At 69.2% G+C, this 16,445-nt stretch carries 11 protein-coding genes; all 11 read left to right on the top strand.

All coding sequences use genetic code 11. The features are described from left to right. Positions 1-86 precede the first annotated feature (86 nt). The 11 genes from ACFSGX_RS09215 to ACFSGX_RS09165 all read left to right on the top strand — a co-directional run bounded on the left by ACFSGX_RS09215 (position 87) and on the right by ACFSGX_RS09165 (position 16,443). The gene (locus ACFSGX_RS09215; protein ID WP_380929305.1) at positions 87-2,147 is read left to right on the top strand and encodes an autotransporter assembly complex protein TamA; all 2,061 of its coding nucleotides are present in this window, start codon (positions 87-89) and stop codon (positions 2,145-2,147) included. Beyond that, positions 2,147-6,304 carry a translocation/assembly module TamB domain-containing protein gene (locus ACFSGX_RS09210; protein WP_380929302.1) on the top strand — a complete coding sequence of 1,386 codons (4,158 nt, stop codon included), beginning with the start codon at positions 2,147-2,149 and terminating at the stop codon, positions 6,302-6,304. The genes ACFSGX_RS09215 and ACFSGX_RS09210 overlap by 1 nt, the downstream gene beginning before the upstream one ends. A 236-nt stretch (positions 6,305-6,540) precedes the next feature. Then, entirely contained in the window at positions 6,541-8,040 is a 1,500-nt protein-coding gene (locus ACFSGX_RS09205; RefSeq protein WP_380929300.1) for an efflux transporter outer membrane subunit, read from the top strand. Continuing rightward, entirely contained in the window at positions 8,040-9,422 is a 1,383-nt protein-coding gene (locus ACFSGX_RS09200; RefSeq protein ID WP_380929299.1) for an efflux RND transporter periplasmic adaptor subunit, read from the top strand. Before ACFSGX_RS09205 ends, ACFSGX_RS09200 begins: the two co-directional genes overlap by 1 nt. Beyond that, positions 9,412-10,140 (top strand): ABC transporter ATP-binding protein, encoded by a 729-nt coding sequence (locus tag ACFSGX_RS09195; RefSeq protein WP_380929297.1) that lies wholly within the window; start codon positions 9,412-9,414, stop codon positions 10,138-10,140. Before ACFSGX_RS09200 ends, ACFSGX_RS09195 begins: the two co-directional genes overlap by 11 nt. Positions 10,141-10,158: 18 nt before the next feature. Further along, positions 10,159-11,367, top strand: a complete 1,209-nt coding sequence (locus ACFSGX_RS09190; protein WP_157175743.1) for an ABC transporter permease — start codon at positions 10,159-10,161, stop codon at positions 11,365-11,367. Beyond that, positions 11,364-11,966: an EF-hand domain-containing protein gene (locus tag ACFSGX_RS09185; RefSeq protein ID WP_380929295.1), complete on the top strand. Its 603-nt coding sequence runs from the start codon at positions 11,364-11,366 to the stop codon at positions 11,964-11,966. The genes ACFSGX_RS09190 and ACFSGX_RS09185 overlap by 4 nt, the downstream gene beginning before the upstream one ends. Further along, positions 11,963-12,658, top strand: coding sequence for a response regulator (locus ACFSGX_RS09180; RefSeq protein WP_380929293.1), 696 nt, complete (start codon positions 11,963-11,965; stop codon positions 12,656-12,658). Before ACFSGX_RS09185 ends, ACFSGX_RS09180 begins: the two co-directional genes overlap by 4 nt. Next, positions 12,658-13,986, top strand: a complete 1,329-nt coding sequence (locus ACFSGX_RS09175; RefSeq protein WP_380929292.1) for an ATP-binding protein — start codon at positions 12,658-12,660, stop codon at positions 13,984-13,986. The genes ACFSGX_RS09180 and ACFSGX_RS09175 overlap by 1 nt, the downstream gene beginning before the upstream one ends. A 136-nt stretch (positions 13,987-14,122) precedes the next feature. Further along, a complete protein-coding gene (locus ACFSGX_RS09170) occupies positions 14,123-15,397 on the top strand; it encodes a thiamine pyrophosphate-dependent enzyme (RefSeq protein ID WP_380929290.1) in 1,275 nt (424 codons plus the stop codon). After that, positions 15,394-16,443, top strand: coding sequence for an alpha-ketoacid dehydrogenase subunit beta (locus tag ACFSGX_RS09165; RefSeq protein ID WP_380929288.1), 1,050 nt, complete (start codon positions 15,394-15,396; stop codon positions 16,441-16,443). Before ACFSGX_RS09170 ends, ACFSGX_RS09165 begins: the two co-directional genes overlap by 4 nt. The last annotated feature ends 2 nt before the right edge of the window (positions 16,444-16,445 follow it).

Raw genomic sequence — 16,445 nt, 5'->3', positions numbered from 1 at the left:
TGGTTACCGGACACGCAGTGCCGCGACCGGCGTTCTTGGGGGTGAGTTTCTTGCGGCGATGCGGTTTGGCGGTTTCGGTCCGGGTGATGATCGGTGCGAGCATATTTGCACTGACCTCGCCGGTCGTGGCCCAGGTGGTCGCACCCGCCCCGGGTGAGGCTGCACCGCCCGCGACGCCCGCGTTGCTCGACGACAGCCAGTTCGATGCCGCACTGCCACCGCTCGACAGCGTGCAAGCGCCGGGTGAAGCGGTATCGCCGACGCCGACGCCTGTTCCGGTCGCACCTGTCGCTCCGACGGTGGCCGCGACCACGATCGTCCCGGATGCCGAGCTTACGGCGCCGCTCGTGCCGTTGGCGCAGGCGTCGGTCGTGCCTCCGCCTGCCGCTCCGGGAGCCGCCGCCGACGCGGAACTGCCGCCGATCCGGTATGCCGTGACGGTCGCCGGGCTGGAGCAGGACGGGTTGTACGACCGGTTCAAGCCGCTGTCGGCGTTGCTGAAGGATGGACGCAAGGCGGCGAACGCGGCGCAGATCACCGCGCGCGCGGACGAGGACGTCGCGCTGGTCGAGCGGATCCTGAAATCCGAAGGCTATTATGACGGCATCGCCACCGCGACCGTCGATCCCGCGCCCGCCGCGCAGGGGACGGCGAAAGTCGCGATCGTGGCCACGCCGGGCGAACGCTACAAGCTGGGCACGATCGCCGTGACCGGGGCGGAACCGTCGCCCACCGCGCTGGCACTATCGGCGCTGGCGTTGCGGACCGGGCAGCCGATCGTCGCGACGGACATCCTGACCGGCGAGGCCAAGGTCGCGCTGCGCCTGCCGGAGCAGGGCTATCCGTTCGTGGAGGTTGGCGCGCGCGATATCGTGCTCGACGATCGGACGCCGGTCGGCGACTATACACTGCCGATCGTGTCGGGGCCGCGGTCGAGCTTCGGCGGGTTCCAGGCGGCGGGCGACGATGTGTTCGGGACCGATCACATCGCGCTGCTTTCGCGGTTCAAGCCGGGCCAGATCTACGACAGCCGCGAGGTCGACGACCTGCGCCAGGCGCTGATCGCGACGAGCCTGTTCTCGACCGTGGCGGTGCAGCCGGTGAAGACCGGGCGGACCGCGCCGGACGGGACCGAGATCGTCGACCTGCGCGTGGACCAGAGCCGCGGGCCGGCACGCTCACTGTCGGGCAGCGGCGGCTATGGCACGGGCGAGGGCATCAAGGTGACGGGCAGCTGGACGCACCGCAACCTGTTCCCCGACGAAGGCGCGCTGATCACCGACGTCGTCGCAGGCACGCAGCAGCAGGGCGCGAGCGCGACGTTCCGCCGGTCGAACGCCGGGCAGCGCGACCGCACGTTCCAGGCATCGATCGGCGCCGCGCGGCAGGATTTCGATGCGTACAGTGCGCGGACGGTGAACGTCTCGGTCGGCATGTCGCGCCAGTCGACGCCGCTGTGGCAGAAGCGCTGGACCTATTCGGTCGGGGCCGAGGTGATCGGCACGAACGAAAGCCGGTTCGATCCGGGCGACGCGGAACGGACGCGTGCGACCTACCTGATCGGCGCGTTGCCGATGCAGATCAGCTATGACCGGTCGGACAGCCTGCTCGATCCCACCAAGGGTTTCCGCCTGACGGCGCGGGTCAGCCCGGAGGCGTCGTTGCAGGGCGCTGTCGATACCTATGGCCGGTTCCTGGTTGAGGGCAGCACCTATTTGCCGGTCGCGGGCAGCATCGTGATGGCGGCGCGGGCGCGAGTCGGGTCGATCATCGGCGTGTCGCGCGACGATCTGGCGCCGTCGCGGCGGCTCTACGCGGGCGGCGGCGGTTCGGTGCGCGGCTTCGGCTATCAGCAGCTCGGGCCGAAGGATCCGAACAACGATCCGATCGGCGGGCGGTCGCTGACCGAGTTCGCGATCGAGGGACGCTATCGGTTCGGCAATTTCGGCATCGTACCGTTCGTCGATGCCGGGCGTGTCGGCGAGGCGTCGAGCCCGTCGATCTCGGGCCTGCGCTACGGCGCGGGGATCGGCGGGCGCTATTATACGAATTTCGGTCCGCTGCGGCTCGACGTCGCGACGCCGATCGGGCGCAAGCGCGGTGAGAGCAAGATCGCACTCTATATCTCGATCGGGCAGGCATTCTGATGGCACTGCGGATCGTCAAATGGGTCGGCATCGCGGTCGCCGTGCTGGTGGCGCTGCTGCTGCTGGTCGTGCTCGGGATGAACAGTTCGCCGGGGCGGAATTTCGTCCGCGGGCAGCTCGACGGATATGAGACCGCGTCGGGGATCAAGATCGGCGTGGGGCGGCTTGACGGGTCGCTGTACGGCAAGCTGACGATCCGCGACCTGACGATCAGCGATCCGCGCGGCGTGTTCGCGCGGGCGCCAGAGGTGGCGCTCGACTGGCGGCCGTTCGCGTACGTCAACGGCAAGATCGACGTGCGGAGCCTTGGCGCGCCGCTGGTGACGCTGTCGCGGCTGCCGGAACTGAAGGAAGTGCCGAGCGATCCGAACGCGCCGATCCTGCCGGATATCGACCTGGCGATCGGCCGGCTGAACGTCGGCCGGCTCGTACTGGAACCGCCGGTGACGGGCAAGCGGAGCGTCGTGCGGCTGGCCGGGTCGGCCGACATCGCCGACGGGCGCGCGCGGCTGAACCTGGATGCGGGCGCGCTGCGCGAGACCGGGACGGTCGGTGGCGACCGGCTCGCGTTCGTGCTGGACGCGGTGCCAGCGGACAACCGGCTGCTGATCAGCGCGCGGTTGCGCGCGCCGGCGGGCGGGCTGGTCGACAGCTATGCCGGGTTGGGCAAGGCCGTGACGCTGGACGTCGGCGGGCGCGGCGACTGGGCGAACTGGCGCGGGCGTGGGCAGGCATCGATTGGCGGGCAGTCGGTCGCGGACCTGGCGATCGTCGGGCGCAACGGTGCGTTCCGGGCCAAGGGCCGGACGCAGCCGGGGCTGATGCTGAGCGGGCCGGCGGCGCGGCTGGTGGAGCCGGCGACCGACATCGATCTGATGGCGACGATCGCGAAGCGGATCGTCGATACGCGTTTTGCGGTGCGGTCGGCTGCGCTGGCGGTAGAGGGGCAGGGTCGTGTCGACCTGGGCCAGAGCCGGCTCGGCAATCTGCGGATCGAGGGGCAGTTGCTGCGGCCGGGCGCGATCGCGCCGAACGTGCGCGGGCGTGACATCCGGTTGTCCGCCGCGATCGACGGGCCGTTCGCGACGCCGACGGTGCAGTACCGTGTGACCGCCGCGGCGGTGGGGTTCAACGATACGGGGATCGAAGGGCTGCGTGCCTATGGTCGCGCCACGATCAACACCGACCGCATCCTGATCCCGCTGCATGCCACGGCGCGGCGCGTGACGGGGCTGAACGCGGCGGCGGGCGGGTTGCTGACCAACCTGCGCGTCGATGGCGACCTGGCCTATGCCAAGGGCAAGCTGCTGTCGGACAATCTGAAGCTGCGGTCGGACCGGATCGATGCGACCGCGATCCTGGTCGCGGACATCGCGGCGGGGCGCTACACCGGGGCGCTGAAGGGGCGCGTCAACGATTACCAGATCGACGGGCTGGGGCGGATCAACCTGGTCACCGACGCCGATCTGGTGGCCGGATCGAACGGGACCTACGGCATCCGCGGCAGGGTTCGCGTCACGACGCAGCGGATCGACAATGCGTCGGTGCGCGATGCGCTGGGCGGGCCGGCGACGATTACGGCGGACGTCGGTTATAGCGAGAACGGCACCGCGACATTCCGCAACGTGCGGATGAGCGCGCGCAAGTTCCGGATCACCAGCGGCGAGGGATCGTACCGCACCGACGGGACGATCGCGTTCCGTGCGGCGGGCGTATCAGCGGACTATGGCCCGGTGTCGGTGATCGTGGCCGGTACCGCGACCGCACCGCGGATCCGCGTGCTGGCGTCGCGGCCGAATGTGGGCATTCCGCTGACCGGTGTGCAGGTCGACGTGGTCGGGGTGGCCGGCGGGTATCAGGTGAATGCGAAGGGGAACTCCGCCTACGGGCCGTTCTCCGCCGACGTGCTGATCCGGATAGGGCGTGGGGGCACGTCGTACGACATCCGCAACGCGCGCTTCGCCGGGATCGACGTGCGCGGGACGGTGAGGCCGACCGGGGCGGGGCCCTATGCCGGGCTGCTGACGCTGTCCGGGTCGGGGTTGAACGGCACCGTACGGCTCGCCGCGGCGGGCAAGTATCAGCGGGCCGACGTGGACGTGACGGCGCGCAACGCCCGGATTCCGGGTGACGTGCCGATCACGATCGCGGGTGGCGTGATCCGCGGGTCGGTGATCGTCTATCCCGACGCGCCGGCGATCAACGGGCAGTTCGCGCTGACCGGGGTGAAGCAGGGCAGTCTGTCGGTCGATCGAGCGCAGGGGCGGATCGCCTATCGCGGCGGACGCGGTACGCTGGCCATGGTCGCCAAGGGGACGAGCGGCGTGCCGTTCGATATCGCGGTGCAGGCCGCGCTGTCGCCGGAGATGATCCGCGCCAACGTGCGCGGGTCGGCCAATGCAATCCCGTTCCGGCTGGCGGCACCGGCCACGATCCGCAAGACCGCGGCCGGATGGGTGCTGGCGCCCGCGACCGTCGTGCTGCCGCAGGGGCAGGTCGTGGTCGAGGGCAGCTATGGCGACCTGATCCGCGGGCGGGCGCGGCTGAGCAATCTGGACCTGTCGATGCTGCGCGCGTTCGCGCCGGGGTTGGGGCTGGGCGGCAAGGCGACCGGGGTGGTCGACTATATCGGCGACGCCGGTGTGCCGACGCTGAACGCGCGCGTCGATATCGCGAACTTCACGCGGACGGGGGCGCTGACGATCAGCGAGCCGGTCGATATCGCCACGCTGGTCCGGTTGTCCGATGCGGGTGGATCGGCCAATGCGATCGTGCGACGCGGCGGGGCCGTGGTCGGCCGATTGCAGGCGCGGCTTGCGCCGTTGTCGACCGGGCCGGAAGCGTGGTCCGAGCGGCTGCTGTCGGCCCCGCTGTCGGGTGGCGTGCGCTATAGCGGGCCGGCCGAGGTGTTGTGGACGCTAACCGGGATCGCCGGGCAGACGCTGTCCGGGCCGGTCGCTGTTGCGGCGGACTTTGGCGGGCGGGTCGATCAGCCGACGCTGACCGGTGTCGTGCGCGCCAATGCGCTGCGTTACGAGAACGAGACCTATGGCACCGTGCTGTCGGGGATCGCGGTCGATGGGCGCTTCACGCAGTCGCGGTTCGTGCTGAACAGCCTGACCGCAAAGGCTGGGACGGGGAGTCTCACGGCGAGCGGTTCGGTCGGGCTGGATGCGGCCGGCGGATTCCCGATCGACGTGCGGGCGACGCTTGCGCGGGCTCAGCTGGCGCGCAGCGATGCGCTGGGCGCGACCGTGTCGGGGAGCTTGCGCGTGCGCAACGGGCCGCAGACGGGGGCGCTGATTGAAGGCGACCTGACCCTGCCCGAGGTGCGGTACCAGATCGTGTATCAGGGCGCGTCCGAGGTCGCGGTCCTTGAAGGCGTGCGGCGTCGCAATGCGCCACCGGTGGCCGCGGTCGCGGCAAGCGCCGTGCCGTCGAACTGGAAGCTCGACATCCGGGTGCGGGCGGACAACCGGATCTTCGTGTCCGGCATGGGGCTGGAGGCGGAGTGGCGCACGGACCTGCGCGTGCGGGGCACGGCGACCGATCCGCGCGTTGTCGGCAAGCTGGAGGTGGTGCGCGGCACCTACTCTTTCTCCGGGCGCAGGTTCGAGATTTCGCGCGGCAACGTGACGTTCAACGGCGGCGCGATGACCGATCCGGAGCTGGACATCAGTGCCACGACGACGGTGGACGGGGTGATGGCGATCATCAACATCGGCGGGCGCGCACAGAACCCGCAGGTGACGTTCACCTCGACGCCGTCGCTGCCGCAGGACGAGGTGCTGTCGCGCCTGCTGTTCGGCACGTCGGTGACCTCGCTGTCGCCGACGCAGGCGATCCAGCTGGCGGCCGCGCTCAACTCGCTCCGCGGGTCGGGCGGGGGCGGGCTCAACCCGCTCGGCAAGCTGCGCTCGGCGACCGGCATCGACCGGTTGCGCATCCTGGGTGCGGATCAGACGACGGGCCGCGGGACGGCGCTGGCGGCGGGGCAGTATATCTCCAACGATATCTATGTGGAGGTGATCACCGACGCGCGTGGCTTCACCGCGACGCAGTTGCAGATCGCGTTGTCCAAGACGCTGAGCATCCTGAGTTCGACGGGGTCGTTCGGCGGGTCGAATGTCAGCCTGCGCTATTCGAAGAATTACTGAGTGCAGCTGGAGTTCGGTGTTACGTCCCGGGTGTGGCGGTTCGGAACATGGGTGATATTTAATAGAGCCATGGAATAGTCCGTCTGGTTCGAACCGGTCGGGGAGTGGATCGGAGGGGGCCCATCAGGTTGGACCCGAACGGGGCCGCATCGTAGGCACCGGTGCCGGTTCCGCTCACTGACAGATATTGCAGGACTGACATAACGGGTCATGAACGCGCGCTAGAGGGGGGCAGGATGATGCGACGATATTCTCTCCTGCTGCTGGCTGGACTTGGCGGTTGTGCTGTCGGCCCCGATTACCGTGCGGCGTCGCCCGCGGCTTTGCAGGTGCCGGGCGCGTTCAAGTCGTCGACCGCGCTGCCGACCAGCGGGCCGACCGCGACGCCGGTCGCGCCGGTCGATCTGGCGCGGTGGTGGACGGGCTTCGGCGATCCCGTGATGACATCGCTGATCGAACGGTCGCTCGCGCAGAATCTCGACATCGATGCGGCCGGAGCGCGCCTGCGGCAGGCGCGGGCCTCGATCCGGGTTGCGCGGGCGGATCAGTTGCCGACGGGCAGCCTGTCCGGGTCGATCGGGCGGAGCATCGGCAACCAGGGGCGGTCGGTGGTCGATCCGACGACAGGCACGCAATTGTCGACCGGTGGCGATACGACCGTCTACCGTGCGGGTTTCGACGCGGCGTATGAGGTCGACCTGTTCGGCGGCATCCGCCGGTCGGTCGAGGCGGCGCGCGCGGATTATGGATCGTCACTGGCGGATTTGCAGTCGGCGCAGCAGACGGTCGCGTCCGAGGTCGGGCTGAACTACATCACCGCGCGGCTGGCGCAGAACCGGCTGCGGATCGCGCGCAACAACCTGGCGTCGCAGGACGAGACGGTGCAGATCGTCGGCTGGCGCGTGCAGGCCGGGCTCGTGAGCTCGCTCGACCTGGAACAGGCGCGCCAGTTGCGCGCGCAGACCGCGGCGACGATCCCGACGCTCGAGAACAACTATGCCAACGCGGTCAACCGGATCGCGGTCCTGCTGGGCACCGCGCCGGGATCGGTCGATGCGGAGATCGCACCCGACCGAGTTATACCGCTGGCGCCGGCTGCGACCGATATTCCGGCGGCGGTGATCGCGCGGCGGCCCGACGTGGCGGCGGCGGAGCGGTCGCTGGCGGCCGAGACCGCGCGGATCGGGGTGCAGGAGGCGGAGCTGTATCCGGCGCTGCGGCTGACGGGGAGTTTTGCCGGCTCGTCGACCACGCTCAACGATCTGGTGAGCGGGGCGATCGGCAATGTTCTGGCGTCGGTCAGCGCGCCGATCTTTCAGGGCGGGCGCATCCGCGCGGCGATCGAAGGGCAGCGCGCGTCGACCGATGCGGCGCTTGCCAATTACCGGCAGGTCGTGCTGACCGCGTTGGAGGATGTCGAGAATGCGCTGACCGCGCTCACCACCAGCGAGCGGCGCGAACGCGAGATCGTGGTGGCGGAAGAGGCATCGCGCAACGCGGTGATCTATGCGCGCAGCCAGTACCGCGCGGGGCTGATCGATTTTCAGACGCTGCTCGACAGCGAGCGGAGCCTGTTGTCGAGCCAGGACAGCCGTGCGACCGCGCGCGGCGACCGTGCGACCGCGACGGTGCAGCTTTACAAGGCGCTGGGCGGGGGGTGGCAATCCGCCCCGCTGCCCGCGACCGCCACCCGGACTGGGCCGAGCCCGGTATTCGACGCAGTGACGAGGCCGTGATGGACCAGACCCAGACCCCCGGCGATCTCGACGCATTCCTGGGCGCGAAACCGCCGTCGCGCCGATCGAAGATCCTGAAATGGGTGGCGGTGGCGATCGGTTTAATGCTGCTGTGGCTGCTCGCGATGCGGCTGTTCGGGGGGGACGGCGACGTCGTGCGCTATGCGACGACGCCGCTGGAGCGCGGCAATCTGACCGTTACCGTCTCGGCGACGGGCAATTTGCAGCCGACCAACCAGGTCGATGTCGGGTCGCAGATATCGGGGCTCGTGACGCGGGTCAATGTCGACAACAACGACCGGGTAACGACGGGGCAGACGCTGGCGACGATCGATACGGCGACGTTGCAGGACACGATCAACCGCAGCGCGGCGGCGATCGCGGCGGCAGAGGCGAATGTCGGGACCGCGCAGGCGACCGCGCGGCAGGCGAATGCGAACCTGAAGCGCTTGCAGGAAGTGTACCGGTTGTCGGGCGGCAAGGTGCCGTCCGCGACTGAGCTCGACACCGGGCGGGCGGAGGCGGCGCGCGGGGTGGCCGGCGTGCGATCGGCGCAGGCCGCGGTGGCGCAGGCGCGGGCGCAGCTGTCGTCCGACCGGACGCAATTTGACCGGGCGTCGGTGAAGTCGCCGGTCAACGGCGTCGTGCTGTCGCGCCAGATCGAGCCGGGGCAGACGGTGGCGGCGTCGTTCAACGCGCCGGTGTTATTCGTGATCGCCGAGGACCTGTCGCGGATGCGGCTCGAGGTGAAGGTGGACGAGGCAGATGTCGGCCAGGTGCTCGCCGGGCAGCGCGCGACGTTCAGCGTCGATGCGTTTCCGGGGCGGACGTTCCCGGCGCGGATCGAGCGGGTCGACGTGGGTGCGAACTCCGGCTCGACGACGAGCAGCACGACGACGACGGCGAGCACGACCGGAACGGTGGTTGCCTATACGGCGCGGTTGACGGTGGATAACCCGAACCTGCTCCTGCGGCCGGGCATGACGGCGACCGCCGATATCGTGACGACCGAGCGGCAGAATGTGTTGCTGGTGCCGAACGCGGCGCTGCGTTTCACGCCGCCGAGCGGAGCCGCGGCGGGCGGCGGCGGGGTGGCATCGATGCTGACCCCGCGTGGACGCGGCGGCGGCGCGACGCGGCAGGCGACGATCGGGCGCGGCAGCGTGCAGGCGATCTATGTGCTCGGCGCGGACGGCAAGCCGCAGCGGCTATCGGTGACGGTCGGCGATACGGACGGCACGATGACGATGGTGTCCGGTGAGGGCGTGAAGCCGGGGCTGAAGGTCATCACCGGTACGCTGGCGGGCAGCGACGGGAGCAGTGCGGCGGCAGGTGCCGGCGCCGCTGCGGGCGGCGGGGGGCGCCGGTCGGGTGGCCAGTGACGCCGACATCCTGATCTCGCTGCGCGGCGTCACCAAGACGTTCGGGCAGGGGCCGACCGCGTTCCAGGCGCTGAAGGGTGTCGACATGGACGTGCGGAAGGGCGACTTCATCGCGGTGATGGGGCCGTCCGGTTCGGGCAAGTCGACGACGATGAACATCCTGGGGTGCCTGGACGTACCGACCGCGGGGCAGTTCCTGTTCCGCGGGTTCGCGATCGAGACGCTGGACCGCGACCAACGCGCGTTGTTGCGGCGGCGCTATCTCGGTTTCGTGTTCCAGGGGTTCAACCTGCTCGCCCGGACGACGGCGCTGGAGAATGTCGAGCTGCCGTTGCTGTACCGCGGCGAGGATCGCGGCACGCGGCACCGGATGGGGATGGCGGCGCTCGACAAGGTCGGGCTGGCCGACTGGTGGGATCATACCCCGGCGGAACTGTCCGGCGGGCAGCAGCAGCGTGTGGCGATCGCGCGGGCCATCGTGACGCAGCCCGACGTGCTGCTGGCCGACGAGCCGACCGGCAACCTCGATTCGGAGCGGTCGGTGGAGATCATGGAATTGCTGACCGATCTGAACCGACAGAGCGGGATCACCGTGCTGATGGTGACGCACGAGCCCGACATGGCGGCGTTCGCGCATACGGTGGTCCATTTCAAGGACGGGCTGGTCGACCGGGTCGACGCGAACCATCGGCCGGGCGTCGTGCCCGCGATAAGCTGAGCGGGACGAGCGATGCAGATGTTCCTCACCACTCTCGTCCTCGCACTGCGCGAGATCCGGCGGCATATCCTGCGGTCGTTCCTGACCATCCTCGGGATCGTGATCGGCGTGTCGGCGGTGGTCACGATGGTGACGCTGGGCAACGGCGCGACGGCGGCGGTGAAGGAGCAGATTTCAAGTCTGGGCACCAACATCCTGCAGGTGCGGCCGGGGCAGGGGTTCGGGCGCGGTGGTGGCGGGGCGACGCCGCCCAATTTCGACCTGGACGATGTCGCCGCGATCCGCGGCCAGGTGGCGGGAGTGCGCGCGGTGGCGGCGCAGGCGCAGTCGAGCGGAACCGCGATCCGCAACGCGGCGAACTGGTCGACGACGATCAACGGGACGACGGCGGACTATTTCGACGTGCAGCCATGGCCGCTGACCAGCGGGCGGGTGTTCACGCGTGCGGAGGAGCAGGCGGGCAAGGCGGTCTGCATCATCGGCAGCACGGTGTACGACAATCTGTTCCGCGGAGAGGAAGCGGTGGGCGAACGGTTCCGGATCCGCGACTTGAGCTGCCAGGTGATCGGTGTGCTGTCCAAGCGCGGCCAGTCCGGGTTCGGCGGCGATCAGGACGACGTCGTGATCATGCCGTTGAAGGCGGTACAGCGCCGCTTCACCGGCAACCGCGAGATCCGGCTGATGCTGGTCGGCACCGATCCGGCGTACGACACCGCGGCGATCCAGTCCTCGCTGCAATCGCTGTTGCGCGAACGGCGGCGGATCAACGGGGGGAAGGAGGATGATTTTAACATCTTCGACACCAAGCAGATTTCCGATACGCTGACCGGCACGACGACGATCCTGACGCGGATCGTGACGGCGGTGGCGGGGATCAGCCTGTTGGTCGGCGGGATCGGGATCATGAACATCATGCTGGTTTCGGTGACCGAACGGACGCGGGAGATCGGCATCCGGCTGGCGATCGGCGCGGTGGCGCGCGAGGTGCTGCTGCAGTTTCTGGTCGAGGCGGTGGCGCTCGCGTGTCTCGGCGGGATTCTCGGGCTGATCCTGGGGTTCGTCGCGTCGATCTCGATCGCGCCGCTGATGAAAGCGCCGTTCATCTTCGATCCGCAGATCAACCTCATTGCGTTCGGTTTCTCCGCGCTGATCGGCGTGGTGTTCGGTTATTTTCCGGCGCGGCGGGCGGCATCGCTGAACCCGATCGATGCGTTGCGGCACGAATGAAGACGCTGCTTATTTCCCTTGCGATCATCGGCGGCGCAGCGGAGGCGGCACCGCGGCCGGACCCGTGCCGGGTGCGCGAGCAGGCGTTCATCTCGCCGGCCGGCGAGGCGTTTCGCGCGCCGCCTGGTTCGCCTGCACCGGTGGCGACGTGGTTCGCCGGGGCGGACCGCGACCGCGACGGGCGGCTGACGCTGGCCGAGATGCAGGTCGATGCGGCACGGTTCTTCGCGACCGTCGACCGCGACGGGAACGGCGAGATCATTCCGGACGAGCTGGCGCTGTACGAGCGGAGCGTGCCGGAGCTGAGCCTGTACGACAGTGGTCCACCCGACCGGCGTCGGCGCGGGAAACAGACTCCGTATGGCGGGCCGATCGGCGGTGGGCGGTATGCGCTGACCAACGTGCCGAACCCGATTGCGGCGGCGGATCTGGACATGAACCGCGGGATCACGCGGGCGGAGTTCGGTGCGGCGATCGGCCGGATCTTCGCGACGATCGCGAAGACGCGCGGGGATCTGGCGCTGGCCGATCTGCCCGCGACACCCCAGGCCGCGATGTTGGCGGAATGCGCCGCGCGCGCAGCAAAGGCACGACGATGAGCGAACAACCACCCCGTATCCTGGTCGTCGACGACGACGCCGACCTGCGCGACTTGGTCGCCGAGTTCCTCGGTGCCAACGGCATGATCGTCGACAGCGCGTCGGGCGGTGCCGAGATGGACCAGCGGCTGGCGGTCAACATGGCCGATCTGGTCGTGCTGGACCTGATGATGCCCGGTGAGGACGGGCTGGCGATCCTGCGGCGGTTGCGCAAGCCGGGCGGGCCGGGGGTCATCATGCTGTCCGCGGTGGGCGACGACACCGACCGGATCATCGGGCTGGAAGTGGGCGCCGACGACTATCTCGCCAAGCCGTGCAACCCGCGTGAGTTGCTGGCGCGGATCCGCGCGGTGCTGCGCCGACGGCAGGATGGCGGCGGGCGCGGCGGGCCGGAGCGGCGGTTCGGCATGTGGACGCTGGACGTGATGCAGCGCGCGCTGGAACGGGCGGGCGTACCGCCGGTGGTGCTGACCGACGCGGAGTTCCGGACGCTGAGCGTATTCCTGGACCGACCGCAGCAGGTGTTGACGCGTGATCAGTTGATCGACCGCGGGCGGGGCATCGACAGCGACGTGTACGACCGCGCGATCGACGTGACGATCAGCCGGCTGCGCAAGAAGCTGGCCCCCGACGACCCGATCCGCACCGTCCGCAACGAAGGCTATATGTTCACGTTGCCGGTCCAGCCGTGATGCGGCGCCGGCGCGGCCTGCCGATCTTCTGGCAGACGCTGCTGCTGGTGCTCGCCAGCCTGATGGTGGCGCAGGCGGTGTCGATCGGGCTGTTCCTGTCGCTGCGCCTGCCGCGGCCCGACTATAACGGGATGGCCGACGTGGCGGACGCGCTGCGCGGCGTGCGCGATACGGAGCAGCGCGACGGGAGTTTCCGGGTCCAGTTCTCCCGCACGGCGCCGGTGGCGAACGAGTATATGGTGGCCGACCCGGCGTTCACGCAGATGCTGGCCGCGCGATTGAACGTGCCGGTTACGCGCGTCCGGTTCTACTTCGAACGCGGGCCGCGGGACGGGTCGCCGCTGATCCGGCGGGAGACGGTGGACGGGTCGCCCCGGCGGAAGCGCGAGCCGCTGTTCTTCGACACGGTGCGCGCCGGCGTTGCGGTGCCGGGCGGATGGCGGGTGGTGGAGACGACCGCGCGGCCGCCGATCGGGACGTGGCAGAAGCGCAGTGCACTGTGGTTCGGGCTGTCGGCGTTCCTATTGCTGCCGTTCGTTTGGTTCTTTGCACGGCGGCTGACCCGGCCGATCCGGCGGTTTGCGGATGCCGCCGACCGGATGGGGGGCGACCCGCACGCGCCGCGGATCGTGCAGGAAGGGCCGGCAGAACTGCGCATCGCGGCGCAGGCGATCAACCATATGCAGGACCGGATGGGGCGGCATGTGGCCGAGCGTACCGCGATGATCGGGGCGATCGCGCACGACCTGCGCACGCCGCTGGCCCGCGTCGCGTTCCGGATCGAGGGTGCGCCCGATGCAATCCGTGAGAAGGTTCAGGCCGACATCGAACAGATGCGCGCGATGATCGCCGCGACGATCGGCTTCGTCCGCGACGGGACCGGGCGGGAGGAACGGGAGGCCGTGGCGCTCGACGCGCTGCTGTCCGCGCTGGTGGCGGAGGAGCGCGAGATGGGGCGGGCGGTGACGCTGGCGATCGAGACGCCGGTGCAGGTCGAGGCGGACGCGCTGTCGATCCACCGGCTGATCCAGAACCTGGTCGACAACGGCGTGCGGCATGGCGGCGCGGTGGAGATCGGGCTGACGCGCGTGGGGGAGGAGGCGATCGTGACCGTGGCGGATCGTGGGCCCGGGTTACCCGAGGAGCAGTTGGCGCGCGTGTTCGAGCCGTTCGAGCGCGGCGATGCGTCGCGCAACCTGCAGACCGGCGGGACCGGGCTGGGGCTCACCATCGCGCGGTCGATCGCGCAGCGGCATGACGGGACGCTGACGCTGCGCAACCGCCGCACGGGGGGACTCGAGGCGCGGTTCGCGATGCGCGCGCTGTAGCTTGGCGGGATCACGCCGTTCCCCATCACGAATCGCTCGCGTCGGCGCTTGGAATAAAATAACAAGCGAGGATAACATGCTGAGGCGGCCTGCACGGACGTCATCGGCGGACCGGGGGCAAACCGGAAGGATGAGGATGACCGACGAGACCGGCGGGCGCGGAAATCTCGCGCCACTTTCACTCCATGTTCCGGAACCCAAGTTCCGGCCCGGCGACGCGGTCGACTATGCCGACTTCGATCGGGGCGAGGCGGGGCTGATGCCGCGGCCCGACATCGCGGCGGCGCCGGCGACGATGCGCGACCTGTCCTACGGGCTGATCCGCGTGCTGGACGACGAGGGGCGCGCGACGGGGCCGTGGGACCCGCGGCTGACCCCGGACAAGCTGACCGCGATGTTGCGCCACATGGCGCTGACCCGCGCCTATGACGAGCGGATGTACCGCGCGCAGCGGCAGGGCAAGACGAGCTTCTATATGAAGTGCACCGGCGAGGAGGCGACCTGCATCGCCGCCGCGCACGCGATGGACCGCGAGGACATGGTGTTTCCGTCCTACCGCCAGCAGGGCGTGCTGATCGCGCGCGGCTGGCCGCTGGTCGACATGATGTGCCAGGTCTATTCGAACGCGGGCGACCGGTTGAAGGGTCGGCAGATGCCGATCATGTATTCGTCGCGCGCCGCGGCGTTCTTCTCGATCTCGGGCAATCTGGCGACGCAATATCCGCAGGCGGTGGGCTATGCGATGGCATCGGCGGCGAAGGGCGACAACAAGATTGCGTCCGCCTGGTGCGGGGAGGGATCGACCGCGGAGGGCGATTTCCATTCCGCTCTGACGTTCGCCTCGGTCTACCGCGCGCCGGTGATCCTGAATGTGGTGAACAACCAGTGGGCGATCTCGTCCTTTTCCGGGTTTGCAGGCGCAGAGGCGACGACGTTTGCGGCGCGCGCGGTGGGCTACGGTATCGCCGGGTTGCGCGTGGACGGGAACGACGCGCTGGCGGTGTATGCCGCGACGGAGTGGGCGGCGGACCGGGCGCGCGGCAATCACGGGCCGACGCTGATCGAGCATTTCACCTACCGTGCGGAGGGCCATTCGACGTCGGACGACCCGACCAAATATCGGTCCGCCGAGGAGCAGGGCACCTGGCCGCTGGGCGATCCGATCGTGCGGCTGAAGCAGCACCTGATCCTGATCGGCGCGTGGGACGAGGAGCGGCAGGTCGCGATGGACCGCGAGGTCGCCGAGGAGGTGCGCGCGGCGGGCAAGGAAGCCGAGAAGCAGGGCATCCTGGGCGACGGTATGCACCAGCCCTTCTCGACGATGTTCGAGGATGTGTTCGAAGAGATGCCGTGGCACCTGAAGGAGCAGTCGCAACAGATGTTCGACGAACGCAAGGCGGCCGGGATATGAGCGGCGCAGACGAGCAGGGCGACGTCGGCACGGCACGCCCGCTGAACATGATCCAGGCGCTGAACGAGGCGATGGACATCTGCATGGCGCGCGACCCCGACATCGTCGTGATGGGCGAGGACGTCGGCTATTTCGGCGGCGTGTTCAAGGCGACGGAAGGCCTGCAGCGCAAGTACGGCAAGACGCGCGTGTTCGACACGCCGATCACCGAATGTGGCATCATGGGCGTCGCGGTCGGCATGGCGGCGTACGGACTGCGGCCGGTGCCGGAGATCCAGTTCGCGGACTATATCTACCCCGCGCTCGATCAGATCGTGTCCGAGGCAGCGCGGATACGGTACCGTTCCGCGGGTGAATTCATCGCGCCGATCACGGTGCGGTCACCGTTCGGTGGCGGCATCTTCGGCGGACAGACGCACAGCCAGTCGCCGGAGGGGATCTTCACGCACGTCGCCGGGCTCAAGACGGTCGTGCCGTCGACGCCCTATGATGCGAAGGGGCTGCTGATCGCCGCGATCGAAGACAACGACCCGGTCATCTTCTTCGAACCCAAGCGGATCTACAACGGGCCGTTCGACGGGCATTATGGCCGGCCGGTCACGCCGTGGGCGAAGCACCCCGCCGCGATGGTGCCGGAGGGTTATTACCGCATCTCGCTGGGCCAGGCGAAGGTCGTGCGCGGCGGCGGGGACGTGACGATCCTGTGCTACGGCACGATGGTGCACGTCGTCTCCGCAGTGGTGGAGGACATGAAGATCGACGCGGAAGTCATTGATCTTCGGACGCTCGTGCCGCTCGATATCCAGGCGATCACCGCGTCCGTGCGGAAGACCGGGCGCTGCGTGGTGGTGCATGAGGCGACGCGGACGTCCGGGTTCGGCGCGGAACTGTCGGCGCTGGTGCAGGAGCGTTGCTTCCATGCGCTGGAGGCGCCGGTGGAGCGCGTGACCGGGTGGGACACGCCATATCCGCACAGCCTGGAATGGGCGTATTTTCCGGGGCCGGTTCGCATCGGCGAGGCCCTCAAGCGTGTGATGAAGGACTGATC

Source organism: Sphingomonas arantia (genome assembly GCF_042682045.1).
GTDB lineage: Bacteria > Pseudomonadota > Alphaproteobacteria > Sphingomonadales > Sphingomonadaceae > Sphingomonas_R > Sphingomonas_R arantia.
The sequence above is the reverse complement of the archived record's forward strand: the minus strand, read 5'-3'. Positions and strand labels throughout refer to the sequence as shown.